Annotated in this window: 11 protein-coding genes and 1 pseudogene; 6 read left to right on the top strand and 6 right to left on the bottom strand. The window is 38.3% G+C overall.

Annotation, left to right across the window (positions count from 1 at the left end; translation table 11 throughout):
* Positions 1-65 precede the first annotated feature (65 nt).
* Positions 66-827 carry a transcriptional repressor AgaR gene (gene agaR / locus H4J57_RS07580; protein ID WP_182242433.1) on the bottom strand — a complete coding sequence of 254 codons (762 nt, stop codon included), beginning with the start codon at positions 825-827 and terminating at the stop codon, positions 66-68.
* A 634-nt stretch (positions 828-1,461) separates the two neighbouring features.
* On the opposite strand from agaR, the gene H4J57_RS07575 reads away from it, so the two are divergent.
* Complete coding sequence (locus tag H4J57_RS07575; RefSeq protein ID WP_182242432.1) at positions 1,462-4,392, top strand: TonB-dependent receptor; 2,931 nt, start codon at positions 1,462-1,464, stop codon at positions 4,390-4,392.
* Positions 4,393-4,448: 56 nt separating this feature from the next.
* Here H4J57_RS07575 and H4J57_RS07570 read toward each other — a convergent pair whose 3' ends face one another.
* Together H4J57_RS07570 and H4J57_RS07565 are read right to left on the bottom strand one after the other, a co-directional pair.
* Entirely contained in the window at positions 4,449-4,586 is a 138-nt protein-coding gene (locus H4J57_RS07570; RefSeq protein ID WP_182242431.1) for a hypothetical protein, read from the bottom strand.
* Positions 4,587-5,928: 1,342 nt separating this feature from the next.
* On the bottom strand, positions 5,929-9,327 hold the full coding sequence (locus tag H4J57_RS07565; RefSeq protein WP_182242430.1) for a discoidin domain-containing protein: 3,399 nt from the start codon (positions 9,325-9,327) through the stop codon (positions 5,929-5,931).
* 1,185 nt (positions 9,328-10,512) lie between these two features.
* On the opposite strand from H4J57_RS07565, the gene H4J57_RS07560 reads away from it, so the two are divergent.
* From H4J57_RS07560 to nagA, 4 genes are read left to right on the top strand one after another with little or no spacing between them, the layout of a single operon-like run.
* Complete coding sequence (locus H4J57_RS07560) at positions 10,513-11,802, top strand: D-tagatose-bisphosphate aldolase, class II, non-catalytic subunit (protein ID WP_220470282.1); 1,290 nt, start codon at positions 10,513-10,515, stop codon at positions 11,800-11,802.
* 8 nt (positions 11,803-11,810) lie between these two features.
* Complete coding sequence (locus tag H4J57_RS07555; protein WP_182242428.1) at positions 11,811-12,932, top strand: SIS domain-containing protein; 1,122 nt, start codon at positions 11,811-11,813, stop codon at positions 12,930-12,932.
* Between the two features lie 20 nt (positions 12,933-12,952).
* On the top strand, positions 12,953-13,861 hold the full coding sequence (locus H4J57_RS07550; protein WP_182242427.1) for an ROK family protein: 909 nt from the start codon (positions 12,953-12,955) through the stop codon (positions 13,859-13,861).
* Entirely contained in the window at positions 13,858-15,048 is a 1,191-nt protein-coding gene (gene nagA / locus H4J57_RS07545) for an N-acetylglucosamine-6-phosphate deacetylase (protein WP_182242426.1), read from the top strand. Before H4J57_RS07550 ends, nagA begins: the two co-directional genes overlap by 4 nt.
* An 87-nt stretch (positions 15,049-15,135) precedes the next feature.
* Here the strand turns inward: nagA and H4J57_RS20000 are convergent.
* The 3 genes and pseudogenes from H4J57_RS20000 to H4J57_RS07535 all read right to left on the bottom strand — a co-directional run.
* Positions 15,136-15,255: pseudogene (locus tag H4J57_RS20000) on the bottom strand (IS982 family transposase); the annotation flags it as partial.
* Between the two features lie 453 nt (positions 15,256-15,708).
* Entirely contained in the window at positions 15,709-17,337 is a 1,629-nt protein-coding gene (pgi, locus tag H4J57_RS07540; protein WP_182242425.1) for a glucose-6-phosphate isomerase, read from the bottom strand.
* Between the two features lie 296 nt (positions 17,338-17,633).
* Positions 17,634-18,986 (bottom strand): sugar MFS transporter, encoded by a 1,353-nt coding sequence (locus H4J57_RS07535; RefSeq protein ID WP_182242424.1) that lies wholly within the window; start codon positions 18,984-18,986, stop codon positions 17,634-17,636.
* A gap of 1,208 nt (positions 18,987-20,194) precedes the next feature.
* Here H4J57_RS07535 and H4J57_RS07530 point away from each other — a divergent pair.
* Positions 20,195-21,523 carry a Gfo/Idh/MocA family protein gene (locus H4J57_RS07530; protein WP_409049406.1) on the top strand — a complete coding sequence of 443 codons (1,329 nt, stop codon included), beginning with the start codon at positions 20,195-20,197 and terminating at the stop codon, positions 21,521-21,523.
* The last annotated feature ends 566 nt before the right edge of the window (positions 21,524-22,089 follow it).

Genomic DNA, 22,089 nt, shown 5'->3' with positions numbered 1-22,089 from the left:
AAGGGGGAGGATAAGAGGATAAGTCAGTATATGACTTATTTATCAAGGAAATGGTTGATCTTTTGTTAAACAATAATCAATTTAACCCCTGATTGTTCTAACGCTAACACATAAGAGTCTTGGATGTCAGCGTCTGTGATAAATGTTGTAACGTCCTTTAAACTACATATTTTATGAATGCCGGATTGATTGAATTTTGATGAATCTGAGACGACAATGATTTCTTTGGCGACCTTACACATTGTTCTATTTAAACTTGCGTCAAGTTCAAAATGTGTGGTGATATTTGAATGAAAATCAACGCCATCAGCACCAAGAATCACTTTATCGAAATGATATCGTTCAATACTGTCTTCTGCTTGTTTTCCATAAAAAGACATGGATTTTTGTCTTAATATTCCACCGGTCATCAAAACTTCAAAGTTTTTATATTTAAGTAGATTACAAGCAACATTGATCCCATTGGTCATCACGACTAACCGTCGGAATTCTGATAAATAGTTGGCAACTTCAGCTGTTGTTGAACCAGAGTCAAGAATAATGGCATCACCGTCATTTATTTCAGCTGCAGCCCGCTGTGCTATTAGTTTTTTTACTGCCGGTCTTATTATTAATTTATCAGCTAGAGAATGTTCAAGCACTCTTTCACTACTAGCCATTGCTCCTCCTCGGCAGCGAATAAGCAAATTATGAGAGTCAAGATATCTTAAATCAGAACGAATGGTAACTGTTGAAATGTTATATTGGGATGCCAAGTTATGGACATTGACTTTGCCAATTTCCATAACCGTTTGAATTATATTATGACGCCTTTCTTTCGTATTCATTAATTACATTACTTCCTGTATGAGAGCTCATCAACCTTAAGGAATATACAGTTTAATAAATTATATTACAATATTGGAATAGCTTCGATTTCCTTCATCTTAATCTACTTTGAGTTTAACTCCCACTTTGCACATTACTTGAATGAGCTAATATATACATAAAATACATGAATGGTACGATTCTAAATTTATTACTTATTTTTCAAGTTAAGTATCGGGAAATAGCTTTTATAAAAAATTGATGAAGGACTTCAATATGTGTGTTTGGATATTTGAAAAGTATTAAATAATGATCAGCTAGCATTGTAATATAAACATATCGTTACATTACAATTTTTTGCAACAAAAATGTGGTTAATAACCCACCAAGCAATAGCTGAAACATTGATTTTTATAACAGCTTCCGAAGTGCTATATGTCAATATTAATAAGGTTTTTTTTAATAATATGAATCTTTTTGTTAAATTACTTTTGTTCAAGTGAAAGTTAGTGAAGCCATCCGACCTTGCTTTTGTTTTTTTTTATGGTAATAATTAAAATAAGCCGGTATCCATTATTTAAAATAATTGATACGTTGTTTTCATAGGTGGTCGCTGTTCTAAATAACAGAAAAGAATACTAGGAAGAAGAAAGTATGAAAAATTATAAGATAAAATATCTGAGTATGTTAATAAGCAGTGTCTTATGTACATCTACAGTTGCTCAAACAAGCCCTGAACAAGAAATTACTGTCATAAAAAAACAAAATGATTCAACGGCAAAGAAACTGTTGGTTAATGCAAAGAAAAAGAGCGAAGACAAAAATGAAAGCATTGACGTTGCAGATGACAAAACTGAAGTCATTCAAGTTTATGGCGTTAGAGGCAGTTTAATTAAGTCTATAGCAATTAAACGCCAATCAGTTAACATTGTGGATGCAATAAGTTCAGAAGATATTGGAAAATTACCTGACGTTAATATTGCTGATGCATTGTCACGGATCTCTGGTATTACCGTTAACAGAGATCCTAATACTGGCCAGGCACAATCGATTAATGTTAGGGGGTTATCAGGCGAATATAATGTTACCACCTTAAATGGCAGAAAACTGGCAACAACCAATTCAGGTAGAGATTTTCATTATGATGTACTCTCTTCAGGTATTATTTCAAGTGTCGAGGTTGCTAAATCACCATTGGCTCATATGGCTTCCGGTGGTATTGGCGCATCAATTGATATAAAAACAGTTCGCCCTTTAGCTAATGATAAAACAGAAGTAATCTTTAAATTTGATGATTTTTATCAAGAGCTATCAGGCAATCACAATCCTAAATTCTCTATTTATTCTAATTACAACCATGAATCTGAATTTGGGATTGCTGCAGGCTTAATTTATTCAAAAACAGGTAACCGCGTGGATACGGTTCGTAGTGATGGTATAGGGCGTGATGGATCGCACTCTGTTCAAGATGAAGATGGTGAATTTTACACTGTTCAAGCCGATAACTTCCTTGGTATGAACTTTCAAAATGGTACAACAGATCAAGAAAGGCTCAGCGCCAATTTGTCTTTACAATGGGTACCAGTCAATGAATTAGACGTTACGTTGGATGTTTTATACAGTACCTTCGACCAACGCTATAAAGGCTCTAGCATTGCATTAAGTGCAAATCAGCCAGTCTACCCTAATCATGGTACTTATACCCAATTTGGCATTAATGATTTATTAACACCTCGTTGGGATCCTGCTACAGGTGAAGCGCGATTAGATGACAATGATCAAGTGGTTTATCTAGGTATTGCAGACCAGATTACTATCGATGATTTGTATCTGATTGATTTAGCCAACACAGCGAAAAACAGAAATACTGAAACACAATCTTTTGGACTGAATGCGAGTTATGATTTTGACACGGTGACACTGGCTATTGATCTTGCACATTCTTCTGCGGTGGATAAAAACCAGGGAGATAATTACTATATTGTGACTCGTTCGGGTATTCAAGGCGCAAAATTTGATTTTCGTACCGACAACCTTATGCCTGATGTAATCTTAAGTGAAAATTTAAATGCTGCGGCTGGTTGGGGAGCGCATTACAATAGATTTAATGGTATTGGCTCTGAAGATAAAGTTGATTCCATAAAACTTGATGGTGTGTGGCTCCTTGATAGTGACTACGTAGTGGATGTTAAGTTTGGCGCAGGAGTTACTCGACAAACTAAATTCACGGACACTTATACACCACAAGTTGGTGGAACCACAACCTTTCGTAATGGTACTATCTTAGGCGCTCCTATTACAGATCAAACTCAGTTACTTAATAGAGGATCCTTTAGCTTTTTAGAAATTCCAGAAAGTGTTATGAATAATGGCAATATTGATAAGTTTTTGTCGAATGAACCTGGGAATTTTCCTCGTCAATGGGCTAGTTTTGATGTAAATGATTTGCTGGACTTTTATCGTGAAGTTAGCCCAGAAGCTGTAGCGTTAATGGAACCAATACGAGATGAGGCTCAAACATATACAATTGAAGAGTTAGTTGGGCACTTGTATCTTGAAACAAATTTGCAGTTTGACATATTTGGACAACAACTTAATCTTAACCTAGGTGGTCGTTATGTCGAAATTGATATTGACGCCGAAGGTAAAAGCCAACGAGCAGATCGAATTGCTAGGGATTTTTTGGGTAACCCGATTGATGAACATTTTGCGGATGAAACTCGATTAATAAAAGAAGCGCATCAACACTTTTTTCTACCAAGCATGACGGTAAATTTGAGATTATTTGATGATTATGTAATAAAAGTAGCGGCGGCAAAAACAGTTTCTCGTCCGACATTATCAGGTATGAAACCTTATGAGACTATTAATGCTTCATCGATCCGCGATCCAGGCTTTAACAGTATTACCCGTTCAAATCCTGCGTTGCAACCTTATAGCGCACTGAATGTTGATGTAAGTTTCGAGTGGTATTTTTCAGAGTTAGGTGCCTTAACACTCGGTCTGTTCTATAAAGATATTGATGGTTTTGTCCAAGATGAAGTCACTTTTGAAGAAATAGATGGTTGGGAATTTCAAGTAACTTCACCGGTAAATAATGATCAGCATTCAAAAATAAAAGGCTTGGAAGTATTGTTGCAACAGTCATTGGATGACTATTTGCCAGAAATTATGCACGGTTTTGGATATTCTGCTAACTATACTTATACCGATACCGGAAATGGAGATACTAATGCCATGGGGTGGGAAGTCGGCTTTGTTGGGATGTCTAAGTCGTCTTACAACTTTCAAATCTTCTATGATGTCGAAAACTTTAGCACACGTATCGCATTCCAACATCGAGATGAATACTTACAACAAGCGGCAGGTCATGTTCTGACACGAGACATCTACGTTCCAGAGTCTGATTATATTACTTGGAGTATGAGTTATGATTTCTCAGATTCTATTGGTATAACGGCAGCGGTTAATAACGTAACCAATGAGTCTAACAAACAAGTATCACGAGAACTATGGGGCGATAACCTGACTAATCTAAGTTTTAGCGGTCGCAATTATAATTTTGGCTTAAAAGCTAAATTTTAATACGATTGTTAAATCTTTTATAGGAGCTGAGGCTAATTTATTCTCTATAAATATGTTTAATATTTTGTTGCACAAGGATGTGCAGAGTTTTCTGTTCCTTTAAACCACCCTTCTAATATTAACTCAAAAAACGGCAAATAATTTTTCCGTTTTTGAGTCATTTCTACACCGGCATAATATTTCATTTTTCTCATGTAAAGTAGAGCACTTTCAAGTCATAGTAACGTTAAATTAGAGGCTCAACCCCCCATCCTAACTTCGGCCATATGTATAATAAAAGTCATTAAATTAAATTATAACAAGCTTAAATTATGTTGGTGTTTCATTAAAGGTCTGATCATTTTTTACCTCGCTAATATCATGCTCATTTTTTATTGCTATGAACCTTGAGGTTTGCTGTTATCTCATCCGCGTTATTAGCGAGCTACACTGGCTTTAATTCATCGATAAGGCTGATCATCGGCTTGTATTTATTGTTATTGATGCACAAGGTTAATTGGCTGACCTGCGCTTTGATCTGTTAATCATGCCACTTCAATGGGAGCACTAAAGGGGGAAGCACTTAATTGACATCTGTGATAGTGACTGTTTTGGCTTCACGACAAGCTAAGGTAAGACTGTTGTGGCATAAGAGAAGGGCTAGATTTATCCTTGTTTACGCCACTAGCAAAAGTATTCATACCCGTTTCACCAGGTCTAATGCTTTGATAATATAAAGATCTAAACTCTCGTTTTTAAAGGTAAGGAGTGCAGTAATTCGGCTTGATATTGCACCGCTTTGGGAGACAGTTATTGATTTAATTTCTATCAAAGGTGCTATCCATAGGACATACAAGAAAACTTTACTATGACCAATAGTTATTAAGCTAGCCACTTAATGTGCTTTTATTAGCGGCTCAAGAGGATATTTTAACCGAAGATATGCCTGTACCTTTGTGTATTTACCCTATTATGTTCTATCATTGGTTTGTGGGCATTGAGAAGGCATACAATTTCCCCTGCCGCTTATGAAAAATAATCAACCAGATAATCCCCCCTAAAAATATTAAATCTACAAAGCCTGAAAGCCAGTAACGGGCAAAAGCTAATGCGGGTATTGAAAAGCTTAAAACAATTACCGCGTTAAACACCATATATTGAAACCCTAAAACTGTTCGAGCGGTTATGAAAGGAAAACCTGAAGCTAATTTTTATTTTATTAAGAAGCACTTAAGGTTAGGGAGTATCTCCCTATTATGGCAAGTATTATCGAACCGTATCAGCGGATAGGACTTATGATAACGGTTAAAAAGCTGAAATATTCAAGAAATATTAAGACGTTAAACGAGCATGTGGCATACCGAGAATGCCAAATTTTTGGTTATTAATATGCCTTCACGTAATCAGATGGCTGCACTTTTTTGCATCCGGACAGCTTGGCCAGTTTTGTTGAGGTAAATAAAAAGGCCAATAACAGTTCATGCTATTGGCCTTTTACTACCCTGTATGGAACATAGACCTTGTCAAACAGGGCTACTTTATTGCTCTACTGAGTTTTTATTTTTTTGTGTTAACCTTTCTGCGTAAGCCAAGGATAGACATCAAGCCAAGCAACCAGATGGAACCAAAACTACCGCCGGACTTTTTAGGCTCTTCGATAATGAATGGTTTAGGTGCCACATCTATTGTAATGATAGCTTCGCTGGTAGCGCCGTTTATATCAGTCACACTAACGGTAAAGGTATCATTTCCGGAGGTCTCAACACTAGGCATATAAGTAAAGCTACCATCAGTTTCTAAAGTTAAGGTACCGTTAGTTACATCAGACACTAGCGCATAGCTAAGTGCATCACCAGAGCCATCTACGCTAGGCAGACTACCTGAAAGCTCGGTATTATATTTTGTATCAAAAGTTACATCTCTAGCTGCATACGGTGCAGCACTTAAGCCCTCAATCGAACAGGTGGTTGATTCAGGAGTAATGACCACTTCCGGGTTTTCAGTGCCAACCGCATAGCTATGAGATATCGCTATTTCTGAGGCTGATGCAAAATTTTGTCCCGCACCTTCAGTGTATGCAATAACTTTAACATATCGGCCGGTAACGGCCTCAAAACTTACTTCTTTAGTCTCTGAGGTATATTCCCACTCACCAGCAGCTATTGGGGTACCAAAAGAGCGACAGTTGTCACTGACATATATTTCATACTCAGCAATTGTACCATTCGGATTACCAGTTCTCCCGTTATAGTCAAGTTGAGCGATATCATAGGAATTGCCTAAATCGATTAAGATCGTATGCGGAAATGGTGTTTCTTCTGGTTCCCACTGTGTGTGCCAGAAAGTACCAAGGTCACCATCAAAAGCAGCACCAATTTGACCATTAACATCACCTTCACCTACTAGCTCTTCCGAAGAAGCTACCGCCATAAAGCTTGAACTATCTAACTTAGCGGTAATACTACTTAGTAGCACTGGTGAATCAGAACTAGCAAACACTTGAATTTCTGCTGCGCCGATAAAGTCGGCTTCATTTGCCTCAGATATTATCACTAAGCGTACATATTGCGCTAACGTGCTAGTAAATACAGCAGATTTATCAAAATCGTTGGCAGACCAGCTGCCATCAGTAATACTGGTATAGTTAACACCATCCTGACTTGTTAAAATTTCATAATCACCAATTTGGCCAGTATTGTTACCTCTAGGCGTGAAATCAAGTCGATTAACGTCATAAAAGCCATTTAGATTAATATCCACGGTAAATGGCATTTCAGGTAGCACATCTGTATTCCATTCAGAATGCCAAAAAGTTGCGACATCACCATCAAAAGCAGCAGCAATATGACCATTAACATCACCTTCACCCGTTAGCTCTTCAGTAGAGGCGCTGACGGTAAATAAACTACTGTCTAATAGGACCGTTGTTGCTGGTTGAGCGACAGCGTCTGATGTGAGCGAAAGCACGGCAAACTCAGCAGCACCAGCAAATGTAGCATCACTGGCTTCAGACGTTGCGGTTAAACGCACATATTTAGCTGCTCGGCTATCAAAGCCAGATTGTTTAACGTCATCATTACCGGCCCATGTACCCTTACTTACTTCATCATAGGTTACATCATCGCTACTTAATGAGATAGAAAAGTCAGCAATTTGGCCTGTACCATTACCACGAGGTGTATAGTCAAAGCGCTCAATGTCATAATAATTACCTAAATCGATTGATACCGTATGGGGGAAGGGCGTTTCCTGTGCATTCCATTCTGTGTGCCAGAAAGTAGTAATGTCACCATCAAATGCTGCTCCAATTTGACCATTAACGTCACCTTCACCTGTTAGCTCTTCTGAGCTCGCTGTAACAACAAAACTGCTACTATCTAGTTTTGTTAGCGGATCTACTGGCTCTTCAGTGGGAGGCACACTACTGCTTTTAAAAACATTAAATTCTGCGGCAATCGCATAGGCATCTTGCTCTATGCCGTCAGTCGCAGCCGAGTCAATTAAGGCCGAGGTAATGAGTATTTGTACATGGCTGGCATCAACGTTAGCAAACATTGCCTCTTTAACGTCATTATCACCAAGCCAGGTGCCTGAAGCAACTGAGGTAAAAGTAACGCCATCGGTACTAACAAGTACTTCATAAGTTTCGATCGCACCAGCGAGGCGATCAACTCTAGGTAAGTAATCAAATTTATTAATATTGTAGGTGTCACCGAGTGCAATAGTATAAGTAAACGGGAAAACATTCGCGCCTTCCTGTGCTTCACTCCAATTGGTATGCCAGAAAGTTGCGTCATTGCCATCGATTGCATGTATTGCATGACCATTATCCGCACCTTCACCCGATAACTCTTCTGATGTTGCCGTGGCGGTAAATGCTGAGCTATCTAGTTTTTCTGAGTATATTGCTGCAGGAGCAGTACTGTATTCATAGACATTAAATTCAGCTGCAATCGCATAGTCATCTGCTTCTACGCCGTCAGTAGCGGCCGAGTCAATGGAGGCCGAGGTAATGACTATTTGAACATAGCGAGCATTAATAGCATCAAAGGTTGCCTCTTTAACGTTATTATCACCAGCCCAGGTGCCTGAAGCAACAGAGGTGAAATTAATGCCATCATTACTGATGAACAGTTCATAATCACCGATGGCACCAGCGAGGCGATCGACTCTAGGTAAGTAATCTAATTTATTGACGTTATAGTTGGTACCAAGATCAATAGTATAAGTAAACGGGAAAATATTCGCGCCTTCTTGTGCTTCACTCCAATTGGTATGCCAGAAAGTTGCGTCATTGCCATCGATTGCATGTATTGCATGACCATTATCCGCGCCTTCACCCGATAACTCTTCTGATGATGCCGTAGCGGTAAATGCTGAGCTATCGATTATTTTTGAATAGGTGGATACAAATTCAGTGTCTTGGAAAACATTAAACTCAGCGGCAATCGCATAGCTATCCGCTTCGAGGCCATCAGTAGCAGCCGAGTCAATTAAGGCCGTGGTAATGACCAATTGCACATGGCTTGCAGCAACGGTAGTAAACATTGCCTCTTTAAGGTCATTATCACCAAGCCAGGTGCCTGAAGCAACTGAGGTAAAAGTAACGCCATCGGTACTAACAAATACTTCATAAGTTTCGATCGCACCGGCTACCCGGTCAACTCTAGGTAAGTAATCAAATTTATTAATATTGTAGGTGTCACCGAGTGCAATAGTAAAAGTAAACGGGAAAACATGAGCGCCTTCCTGTGCTTCACTCCAATTGGTATGCCAGAAAGTAGCAGGATCGCCATCGATTGCGTGTATTGCATTGCCATTATCTGCGCCTTCACCCGATAACTCTTCTGATGTGGCTGTGGCCGTAAACAATGATTGATCTATTACTTCTGAAGAAGCTAAGCAATTTGTACTGATGATTGCGGCTAGATAAGCTATTTTAAATTTCTTGTTCATTTTATTCCTTAATTAATTATTTTTTAACAAGTATAACTGAGTGTTAAATTCAGAATTAAACCAGTTAATGGATATACAATTTGGACAATTTAAATTCATTTAAGAACACCAAGCCTAAAGTTTTATAATTTATGGCTAATTATTTATAGATAAAAGTGAAGTGTTTCGCAAGTTACCCTGGCTTCATATGCTTTCGCAATAAGTCGGAATTATATTAAAAAGATGTGTAAACATTTAAAAACAACTAGTTAAAAGTGAAAGGTCAATTGAAAGAAATTTAAACCCTTGTAATTATTGAGCGAACTTTTAATGGTATTATTGAAAAAAAATCGCCCTAACAGACGAGCACAAGCCATTTTTGAGAATACGCCATAGATAATGGATCTAAATCAGACTTGTTTTAGTTGAAAAGTGTGTTTATTAAGCTGTTGTAAGCCATCAGCCTTGCCATTGGGGGAACTATCTAAAGTACAACATTAGTAATATTCAGGGTGATCATATTATTGATCATGAAAATTATTTTTTGTAAATGTTACTAATACAAAGGCTCTACAATGCGAAAAAATTGCTTATAACCATCACATATTAGTTGATTATCAATGGTCAGTTTTAATCTTAGTGATGAGGTAAAAGCTTATGCTTTAGGACAAAACCTTCCACAATAGACAATATATTGATATTGCATACACTTAAGTTAAGCATGTGGTGGACCAGTTAATTATTATGTCCGTTTAGATGTTAGCGCTATAACTATCAGATTTATATTATATACGTCTTATTAAAAAATACATGTAGTCACATAAAAGACCTGATTTAGTTGAACAAGTATACGAACTATTGTTAGGTCTTTAATTACCTAGTTTGTAACGAATATAGATTCTTGTTGTAAAAATAGTTACTTCTTCATAAAGAATAATAGATCCCTCAATGTTTTGTTTCATATCTCTTCAAAGTGTAGCATTCAGTAAAGTGTAACATTATGATTTTTACTATTATTGTTTGATAGGTGAGGTGCTTTACTACCTAGGTCGCTTTATAATAAGGTTATTATTGATAATTTGTTGTTGTTTGATATTTTTTTACTCAAAAGTAGTGAAAGCATTTGAAAGGTGGTATAGTTTCGGTTACTCCTGTTGCTCACGTTATTCTTGAGCAAATTATTTTACTTATTATATGGTTGGAAAAATGAAGGGTATTGCTAATATTATTCAAGATAATTTGAACGGAAACCGAACGGGTGTCTACGCAGTTTGTTGTGCGCAACCTTTAGTGATTGAGGCGGCAATAATACAAGCTAAGAAGGATAATACTCCCTTGTTAGTTGAAGCAACGGCCAATCAGGTTAATCAATTTGGTGGTTATACTGGGATGTATCCGACAGATTTTATTCGTTTTATTCATACCATTGCCCATGAGCAAGCATTCCCAATTGAAAATATTATTTTTGGTGGCGATCATTTAGGTCCTGTTTGCTGGGTCGACGAACCGGCCAAAAGCGCGATGAAAAAAGCGAAAGATTTAATTGCCAGTTATGTCAGTGCGGGTTTTAAAAAAATACATTTAGACACCAGTATGAACTGTGCGGACGACTTGGGTGTGTTAGCGGATCAGATCATTGCTGAACGCGCCGCGGAACTTTGCCAAGTTGCCGAATTAACCGCTATACAGGAGTTTGGTTGTTCCGATCTGGTTTATGTGGTCGGAACCGAAGTACCGCCTCCGGGTGGTGCAACAGAAGAAATTAATGATCTTGAGCTGACTTCGCCTATGGAAGTTAAAGCGACAGTTGAAGTACATCGTCAAGAGTTTCATAAACGAGGCTTAACCGATGCTTGGCAACGTGTTGTTGGTTTAGTTGTGCAACCGGGCGTTGAGTTCGACCATACCAGTATTATTGACTACGATACGAATAAGGCACAAGCCTTGAGTGAATGTATCCATCAGTATGATGGTATTGCCTTTGAAGCGCACTCAACTGATTATCAAAACCCTCAAGCTTATCAGCAATTAATAACAGATCACTTTGCTATTTTGAAAGTGGGCCCGCAATTAACTTTTGCGATGCGAGAAGCACTGTTTGCCTTAAGCTATATTGAAGAAATTTTAATAGGCAATGAGCAGCAATCATATTTACGTGACATTTGTGAAGCACAAATGTTAGAAGCGCCCAAAAATTGGCAACGATTTTACCAAGTACCGGCAAGCCAAGAATTACTTTATCGTCGTTATAGCTATAGCGATCGTATTCGTTATTACTGGAACGACGCTCGTGTAAATCAAGCCGTTGACGCCTTGTTAGCGAACTTATCGGCAGTAGAAATACCACTTCCTTTGATAAGCCAATTTATGCCTGAACAATATCAAGCCATTAGACAAGGGGGGCTAACAGCCGATCCTAAGCAGTTAGTCTTAAATAAAATAATGCAAGTAACAGCCGTGTATGCTGATGCTTGTTATAAACAAGTATCAAATTAGGAGTGAAAATGACTAAATATTTATCCATTGAAGAGGCTGTACTTAAAAATAAAAAAGCCTACTGGACTGCGCGTGAAATAGAACAACAACCAAGAGTATGGGCAGAAGCACAGCAAACGGTTACTAATAATCAAAGTGCGTTAAATGATTTTTTAACGCCTATTCTTTCATTGCCAAACTTACGAGTTATCCTAACCGGAGCCGGTACCTCGGCTTATATCGGCGATGCAGTTGCTCCGCATTTATCTGCAGTTAATGGCCGTTTATTTGAACCTATTAGTACAACTGATTTAGTGGGCAACCCGAAGCAGCATTTCCTAAAAAACATGCCGACTTTGTTAGTTTCTTATGGTCGTTCAGGTAATAGTCCTGAAAGTGTCTCCGCAGTAAACCTAGCTGATCAAGTCGTAAATGATTGCTATCACTTAGTTTTAACCTGTAATCCTGATGGGCAATTAGCGAAAGAAGCAAAAAATAATTGCAAGGCATATAGCTTAATCATGCCAGAAGGCACGTTAGATGAAAGCTTTGCCATGACGAGCAGTTTCTCATCAATGCTAGTATCAACATTATGTATTTTTTCACCTGATGCCAAGCAACTAGCTATAGCCGTTGATTGGACAGAGTCTTTACTGACTAATAGTGTTGAATCAATTAAAGAACAAGCGAAAAATGATTGTGAACGTTTAGTCTTTTTAGGTGGTGGACCTTTATTAGGTATCGCTCGAGAAGCCGCATTAAAATGTTTAGAGCTTACTGCCGGCAAAGTATTAAGTTACTGTGAAAGCCCATTAGGGTTTCGACATGGTCCGAAATCGCTAGTGACAAATCGTACTGAAATCGTTTTATTATCTTCAAGTGATAGTTACAGTAAAAAGTACGATACTGACTTGTGGAATGAATTGGTACGTGACGATAAGGCCTTATCTATTGTTAGATTAGACCAACAAACATTTGCTCAAGATGTTGCCTTAGATGATATATGGGCAGGACTACCTTATATTGTTTACTGCCAAATACTCTCATTTTTTAAATCCATTGATTTTGAAATATCACCAGATAATCCATGTCCAAGTGGTGAAGTGAATCGAGTTGTTCAAGGTGTTACTATTTATCCTTTAGCATCATAATTTTTTGTTAGGCGGTTGAAATGGCGGTGTATGGAATAGATATTGGTGGGACAAAAATTGAAACTGCGATTTTTGATCACAACTTAAACCTTTTAAAAAGTTGGCGAATTGACACGCCAACTCAAGACTATCAAATTTTTATTGATACGCTGCGCCAGTTAGTTGAGCAAGCTGACGAATACACGGGTGAGCGAGGAAATATTGGTATAGGCATGCCAGGGCTAATAACCCCAGCAGGTCAGTCATTATCGGCTAATGTTCCTTGTGCCAGTGGTCAATATATCCGAGATGACCTCTCAAGATCATTATCTCGCCCAATTGTACTGGAAAACGATACCCGTTGTTTTGCTTTATCCGAAGCCGTGAGTGGCGCAGGTAAAGGCTATGACAGGGTTTTTGGTGCCATCATTGGTACAGGTGCTGCAGGCGGCTTTTGTCGCAATGGTCACCTCGATAAAACTCAACAAGGCTTTGCTGGTGAGTATGGCCATATTCCATTACCTGCCGATATTCAAGCGCAGTATCAACTTCCCGTGCTCAAGTGTGGTTGTGGTTTGATGGCCTGTGTTGAAAGTTATATTGCTGGCCCGGGCATCAGCCGTTTATATCAGCATTTCAATGGCGAACTCATCTCTCCAGAGCAATGGGTTTTACGTTTAAAACAAAACGAAGCCGCGGCACAACAAGCATTGCAATGTTATCTCGATATATTGGGTTCTACCTTTGCCAGTTTAGCTAAGTTTCTTGAGCCCGATGTGATTGTTTTAGGTGGTGGTGTTTCATTAGTGGATGAGATTGTTGAAAATTTATCACCCGCAATCGAAAAGTATTTATTTGCTGGTTTTCGCGCTCCACAGATAAAAAGAGCCTTACATGGCGATTCAAGTGGTGTCAGAGGCGCTGCCTTATTAGGATTAAAAAATTCATGACTGAACACCGTTATTACTTAAAAGCAAAACAAGTATTTACTGAAGCAGGTATTAAAGCCAATCATTATGTATTAGTGGATAATGGGGTAATAAAAGAAATTACCGATATAGCTACTGCAGATATTAAGGTCATTGATTTAGGTGATAACCAGTTGCTGCCAGGCTTTATTGATATGCATATTCATGGCCGCGAAGGTTGTGATGTTATGGACGGAAAGCTTTCATCGCTTAATACCATTTCTAAATCTTTAGCTCAACATGGTGTGGTTGGTTATTTAGCAACAACAGTGACAGCAAAGTGGCAAGACAGTTTACAAGCCTTCTCGGTTATTGGTGAAGCAGCTCATGCTAGTCTGGACGGTGCCAAAGTATTAGGCGCTTACAATGAAGGTTTGTTTTTTACTGATGAACATAAAGGTGCTCACAACGAAAATTTCTTTTTACGATTAAATAAAGAGCGTATTGATGCTATTTATAAAGCAAGCCAAGGAACGCTTAAAGTCGTAGCAATGGCACCGGAGTTTGAAGATTCAAAAGAAATGATCACCTATCTTGATTCTTTAGGCGTTAAAGTTATGCTCGGCCATACCAATGCCACTTACCAACAAACCGTTGACGCTTTAGATGCGGGCGCTTGTGGTGGAGTACATATTTTTAATGGTATGAGCGGTATTCATCATAGAGATCCTGGCTGTGCAGGTGCCGTATTGATGAACGCCAATGCGCTCGCTGAAGTTATTGCTGATGGCGTACATTTACACCCCACTATTATGCAAATGATCTACAAACTTAAAGGCCCGAAAAAGATGGCTTTGATCAGTGATTGTATTAATGCCGGTGGCTTTAGTGATGGTACCTATAGATTAGGTGAGTTAGATGTTTACGTTAAAGATAGCGTGGCTAGAACGGCCTCAGGTTCGTTAGCGGGTAGCACACTTACCTTAGATAAAGCCATTAAAAATTTGACTGAATTGGCACAAGTTCCGTTATTAGAAGCTGTGCATATGGCGAGTTTAGTTCCAGCAACCTTCCTAGGGCTTGGCGATAAATTGGGCAGCATTGCCGTGAATAAACAAGCAAGCTTTGCCATTTTAAATGAAGACCAGCAAGTACAGGCAACCATCATTGATGGCAAGGTGGTATTTGCACAGGAAAATTTTCACTCACTTGCTGCATTGATAGGCTAAAAGGCAATTAATCGTTATTTAGCCTGAGATCTGCTTAAGCGTTCATGTTTTTAAGCGACCATCAGTCCAAATTCACTAGGTGATAATTTAATACGTGGCTTTTTTGTCTTTTAGACAATAAACCACTATTCCTGAAATTGCATTCAGCATAAAGCCTGTTTCACTTCGATGTCTACTGTGCTCAACTTGAGAAATTTTTTTATGTTGTTTGCTGCAATAAACAAGGACGCATTGTAAAAAATAAAATATTAAGGCGAGCACAAGTATTAGCTTTCTTTCAATGTCATTCTGAATTTATTGTGGCTTTGGCGGCTTGTGCAACCTCTCATTATTGGGCAAAAGAAATAATGAAAGGTGGATATACAGTGAAGCTTATTCTACCTCAACATGTAAAAGCATTTTTAATGGGTAATAAAATTCCGATCACTGGAAAATCCTTGTTGATCAACAAATCATCATTAGTCTATCAGTATGGCAGTACGAGATCCCGATACAATAAAAGCACCTAGGTCTTAAATATAAAGCTTCATACCCTATTTGATTTCTTATTTTAAAGCATACTTTAGGTATAATCAGGGACTATAATGGATTAAATTTATACCAATAAAACCAATAAAACTAACATGTCTAAATATCGAACTATTCATTAACTTTTCGATACTAGCGTTCTCTATATATCTTAATTAATTCATTCGTTGAGCCATCCATATTTAATATCTCTGTAGGATTGGTTATTTTCGATAATACTTTATTACCCTGCGACTTTCCTAATTCAACACCCCATTGATCAAAAGAATTCACTTGCCAAATAACACCTTGAACAAACACTTTATGCTCATACATAGCAATTAAACTACCGAGAGCCTTAGGCGTTAATTTTTCAAATAAAAGGGTATTACTCGGTTTATTACCCTCCATCACCTTATGAGTTGACAGCTTTTGAATTTCTGATACGTCACAGTTAGCTTTTTTCATCGCCGCTTTCACTTCTTCGAGACTTTGCCCTGCCATTAATGCCTGACTTTGCCCAAAACAGTTAGAAGCGAGCATATCATGGTGATTACCAATTTCATGATAGGGGAATAATGGCATCAAAAAGTCTACAGGAATAGGGGTTTTACTTTGATGGATTAGTTGGTGAAACGAGTGCTGACCATTGGTACCTTCACTGCCCCAAATTATTGGGCCAGTATCATAAGATAAAGACTTATTATCCAGAGAAATTGATTTACCATTACTTTCCATATCTAGTTGTTGAATGTAAGCCGGTAAGCCTCGTAAATAATGATAATAGGGCAATAATACTTGCGATTGAGCGTCATAAAAATTTCGGTACCAAATACCTAATACCGCAAGAATAACCGGTAAGTTCTTTTCTAGCGGCGCATGGGTGAAATGTTCATCCATTTCAAACGCGCCTTGTAAAAATTCACGGTAATGTTCAAACCCTATTGCTAATGCCAAAGGTAAACCGATAGCAGACCACACAGAGTAACGACCACCAACCCAATCCCACATTGGAAAAATGTTTTCTTTCACAATACCTAATTTTTGCGCTGCCTCTACATTAGAAGAAACACAAGCAAAATGATATTGAACCTCTTTAGCTGCAGCGGATGCAACAAACCAATCCCGTGCGGTTAACGTATTACGTAATGTTTCTTGGGTGGTTAAGGTTTTTGATGACGTTATAAACAGTGTTGTTTCAGGATTTACTTTAGACAGCACATCGTGAATATGACAACCATCAACATTGGCAATAAAATGTACCTTTAACTGATACTGTTGATAAGGTTTGAGTGCCTCTGACATTATCTTAGGCCCAAGAAAGGAGCCTCCAATACCGATACTTACAACATCAGTAAAAGCTTTACCTGTATAACCTACTTTTTTACCTAATGAAATATCATTAACAAAATGTTCTAATTTAGCCAGTGTTGTTTGTATTTGTGGCATCACATCAACACCATCAACATATACCGGTTTATTTGAAAAGTTACGTAGCGCGGTATGTAATACCGGACGGTTTTCAGTGGTATTGATAGCTGAACCGTTAAACATTTTGTCACGCTTATTCAATAAACCTGATGATTCAGCCAAATTCATTAACAAGTGCATTGTTTCATCAGTAACACGGTTCTTAGAATAATCTAGCATTATTCCAGACGCAGAATGAGAAAAATTATTAAAGCGATCAGTATCTAGAGTAAATAAATCACGCATTTGTACATGAATATTTTTATTATAATGATTAACGAGTGATTTCCACTCAGGGGTGCTTGGTAACATAAAAAGCTATATCCTAATTCTGAGATTTAAGGCTATCTAATTGATTACGTTGTAGGAAAAATTAGATATGACTCGTGCTTAATATTCATGCTTACAGGCATGGATTGCATTAAGAGGATTTTATTTGTTCGTATTGACGTTTTTCAGGTAGATAATGAAGCCATTATCTACCACCATAACTTTAGTGAGCTGCAAAGTATCTATATCACCATGTTTAGAGTCACAAACAATACCTCATTAGTGAAGAGGCTATGCATGTACTCAATATTATTGTCTGGGTACATGCTTCCAATGGATTACTTACGGGTTGGCCAATGTTTAATTTTATGTCCTTTTAAGGCATAAAAAAGAATGAAGCCATAACAAGGTAGCATGATCCAATAAGACGTTTGAGCATTGCCACTGCCTTCCGAAAGTACGCCATAAATGAGAGGAAAAATTGCGCCACCAGAAATGCCCATAATTAATAAAGCCGAACCTGAAGCCGTGTGCTTGCCCAAGTTTTTTAATGCCATAGGCCAAATGGCAGGCCAAACTAACGCGTTGGCAAATCCAAGCAAGGCAACAAAGAGTACGGTGTTAGGAATGGCATTGACCCCAGTCCAAGCAAACAAACTATCCCAAATATCGGTACTGCTGCTACTGGTAGTAATAATTAACAGTGAAAATAACAGCCCTAATAGTGCAGAAATAACTAATGCGGTTTCTTGACGGATCCAGCGGGGGATAACAATCATACCAATGATATAGGCTGAAACCATAAAGGCCATAGTATAGGCGGTGAGTTCACCAAAATTTGTCACCCCTAATTGTTTGCCATATAAACCTATGGTGTCACCGGCAACAACTTCTGCACCGATATAAAAGAATAAGGTAATCACCCCAAGGATCAACTGGGGAAACTGTAAAATACTTTTCTTGTTATCATGCTCAGTACCCTCTTGTTCGTAATCAGTCGTTGGCTCAGGTAGGGGGGAGGCTTTAATTGCAATTGCTAACACGATTAGCATTACTGCCATAATGATATAAGGGATGATCAGTCTTGAAGAAAGCTCTTGTAGTTCGATCATTCTCTGGCCAACCTCTAAGCTTGCCAAACGCGCCTCATTGAATTGTGTCATGTCAGTAAGCACGTAAGCGGTAAATACGAGGGGGGCAATAATACCCGCACTCTTATTGAGTATGCCCATCATACTAATACGCACTGCGGCGGTTTCTCTGGGCCCGATTAATACAATATAAGGGTTTGCGGCAGTTTGTAGTATGGTTAAACCTGTACCCAAGATAAACAGTGCCGTTAAAAATATGCCATATATTTTAGTTTGCGCAGCAGGAATAAAAATTAATGCTCCCACAGCCATCACAATTAAACCTAGCACTAAGCCATTTTTATAACCGGTTCTTTTTAATACGGCAGCCATAGGTAGGGCAGTAATGGTATAGGCAATGTAAAAAACTAGTGTGACAAAATAAGCTTCAATATGGTCAAGTTCACAGGCTATTTGTAAAAACGGGATCAATGAACCGTTCAGCCAAGTGACAAAACCAAACATGAAAAACAAACCACCTATGATAAGCATAGGTACTATGCTTGATTTAGTCGCTTGGCTCGATGTAGGTTTAGGGCGGGCAGTGACACTAGCTTCCATTTCTCTCTCCTAAATGGTAATCGTAATAATACATATATTTTCTCACAGATAGCTTTGTTTTAATTGTGCATGAATTAATTTTAATTTAACTTTCTTTCAATTTCTTTCTTTATCTTTCAGTTCTTTTCAGGTTTTTTAACATATTTATGTAAAAACAACCACATTAAATTTAGTTTAATTCAATGTGGTTCGAAATGAAGCTGTTGTTATATGGCAGCCAAGTACGAAAGGTTTTTGGGTTTTTATTCATGAATACTTAATAAAAAAGGTGTTATCGCTCCAAGGTGAAGATCACCAGTTTACACTGTTAGTTGGATTTAATATTGCCACATCAATGTGTAGTTAGCCATGTGATTTTGGACAATATTAAGATAGTTTTTATAGAAAATTACCGCTAAGGAATTTGCTCATCTTATGGTTATTGATATTAAGACCTTGGATATTAATGAGTGGCCTCTGGCTATCATGCTGCAATCTTTGATACTACTGAGTAAACGCTTAACATTGAAAGTTATCCACATTGGCATGGCCTGCAGGCATTTGGAGTAGGCGTGTTGGTCGTTGTTCGCTCATCATAATGGGTATCAAAAGCTGGAGGCGAGGGAAGTGTAAAACTAATAAAGCAAAGAAAATTAATATATTTTACGTTGTATTGGTAGAATAATTTTTTCTGATTTTACTGTAGGGCTTTATAGCGTATATCTTTTTGTGAGAATAGGGGGTATTAAAAATATTAACGAGCAGGCTGTTCAATACAGTTTAGTATTCTTGTTGATATATTTTATTGCTTTTATATTATTTAACTGTTGGTTTATTGGTGATATGTTTATTGTTGCTCTTTATTGACTATTCATATCGTAACCATCCGTATTTAAATTATTTATTTTAATTATTATTATCTGGTTCACTTCGGTGAATTAGGTTGATGATTGTTTTCTCTAAAGGTAAGTAAAAGAAGGTGTATTGAAATCTTTTGAAAGCTAATTTCTTGTGTTTGTTGTTATTTTGAGGTATAAATTACTTATTCAAGGTTAAGTATTAAACTAACCTATTAATAAATTTATGAGTATTATATGAAAAATTTAGACCGTAGAAATTTTCTAAAAACCGCAGCTCACTCAGCTGCCATCGTTGGTACTGCGGCAGTGGTTGGGGGTTGTGCCGCCAAGGCCGATGGTGTTGTGTTGAAGTCACAAGGCGCCTCAGTGATGGGATTAGCCATACCAAAAATGAACGTTGTTCGGGTTGGTTTTATTGGTGTTGGTCAACGAGGCTCAGGGCATGTGAAACATTATTGTCATTTAGACGGTGTAGAAATTAAGGCTATTTGTGATACTCAGCAAAACGTTATCGACCGCTCGGTAAAGTATGTTATAGAACAAGGTTTTGCCAAGCCGGATGTCTACACTGGCTCCGAACATGCTTATCGTGAAATGCTGGCTCGCCCAGATATCGATATTGTTATTATTGCTACCCCGTGGAAATGGCATACGCCAATGTCAGTGGAAACCATGGAAAGTGGCAAGCACGCATTTGTCGAAGTACCGGCAGCGACAACATTAGAAGAGTGTTGGCAGCTGGTGAACACTGCAGAGCGCACCCAGAAAAACTGTATGATGATGGAAAACGTCAACTACGGTCGTGAAGAATTGATGGTGCTAAACATGGTACGTCAAGGTTTATTTGGTGAACTATTACATGGTGAAGCCGCGTACATTCATGATTTACGCTGGCAAATGAAAGAACTTGACGAGAGTACTGGTTCTTGGCGCACCTATTGGCATACTAAGCGTGATGGTAACTTATATCCAACTCATGGTTTAGGCCCTGTCTCGCAATATATGAATATAAACCGTGGTGACCGTTTTGACTATGTTAGCTCGATGAGCTCTCCATCACTTGGCCGCAAGGCGTATACTGAACGAGAATTTCCAGCAGATCACGAACGTAACCAGTTAAAATTTACTGCTGGTGATATGAATACTAGCATTATTAAAACCGTGCAAGGCCGTAGCATTATGGTACAGCACGACACAACTAGTCCGCGCCCTTACAGCCGACATAACCTTATTCAAGGAACGAACGGTACTTTTGCCGGTTTCCCCGATCGCATTGCGATAGAAAAGCTGCCTAGTAAGATACAATTGGCGTATGATAAAGAATATCAGAAACAAATGGATCAGTGGAACTCCTCAGATAAAACAGGCTTGGAGCCGGCAAAATCAAGCTATCACAGCTGGGACCAAGATATGGATAAATGGTATGAGGCGTACGATCATCCGTTGTATGTGCGCATGGGTGAAGAAGCCAAGCGTAACGGTGGTCATGGTGGTATGGACTTCTTGATGATGTATCGCATTGTTTATTGTTTACGTAATGGCGAGCCGTTAGATCAAGATGTTTATGATGCAGCGGCGTGGTCATCAATTTTCCCTTTAAGTATGGCCTCAGTTGCTGATCGCAGTAACAGTAAAACCATTCCTGACTTTACCCGTGGTGCATGGAAAACAGGTAAACCACTTGGCATTGTGAGTTAAGTTATTACCGGTTTACTTTTTAGATTATGAATGCACATTTAGTGTGCATTTCTGTTTTCGTAGCTCAATAATAATTGAATAACAAAACTGCAAGCATAATTACCCCGAGTAAAGTGCTTTTATATTTATTAGTGAACACATACCTGTCTACTTGTAGCTCAGGCTGTGTGCAAACTATTTTGAACTTGTGTAATTTGATAATATCAACGAAAAAAGGCTCTGTAGATTTAAATCTGTAATAAGTTTGGTGTCAAATTACCTTTGAATTTACGTAGTGTTGCATAAAAATTGTAAGCTGAGAGTTTTCACACAGCCTGAGCTCACATCAGTCCGTAGTTAGTCAGCAGTAATTCTCTATGGCCTTCGTCATAATTGCACTGATTGATTATATGGGATTTTACTGGCGCTGAAAAAATCGAACTTCACAAGTATGGATGTTTGTGCAGAACCCATGGGAGAGTTAACGCGTCTCGCTTGTTTACTCAGCAGCATGAGTTACGACAGAGCTTCATATTTATACTAAGGCTACAAATGAGTAATTTCAAAGGAAATGTATGACCCATAAC

This window comes from Colwellia sp. BRX8-7, from assembly GCF_014077275.1.
Taxonomy (GTDB): Bacteria; Pseudomonadota; Gammaproteobacteria; order Enterobacterales; family Alteromonadaceae; genus Colwellia_A.
Note: the sequence above shows the minus strand (reverse complement) of the source record. Positions and strands in the feature narration are given on the sequence as shown.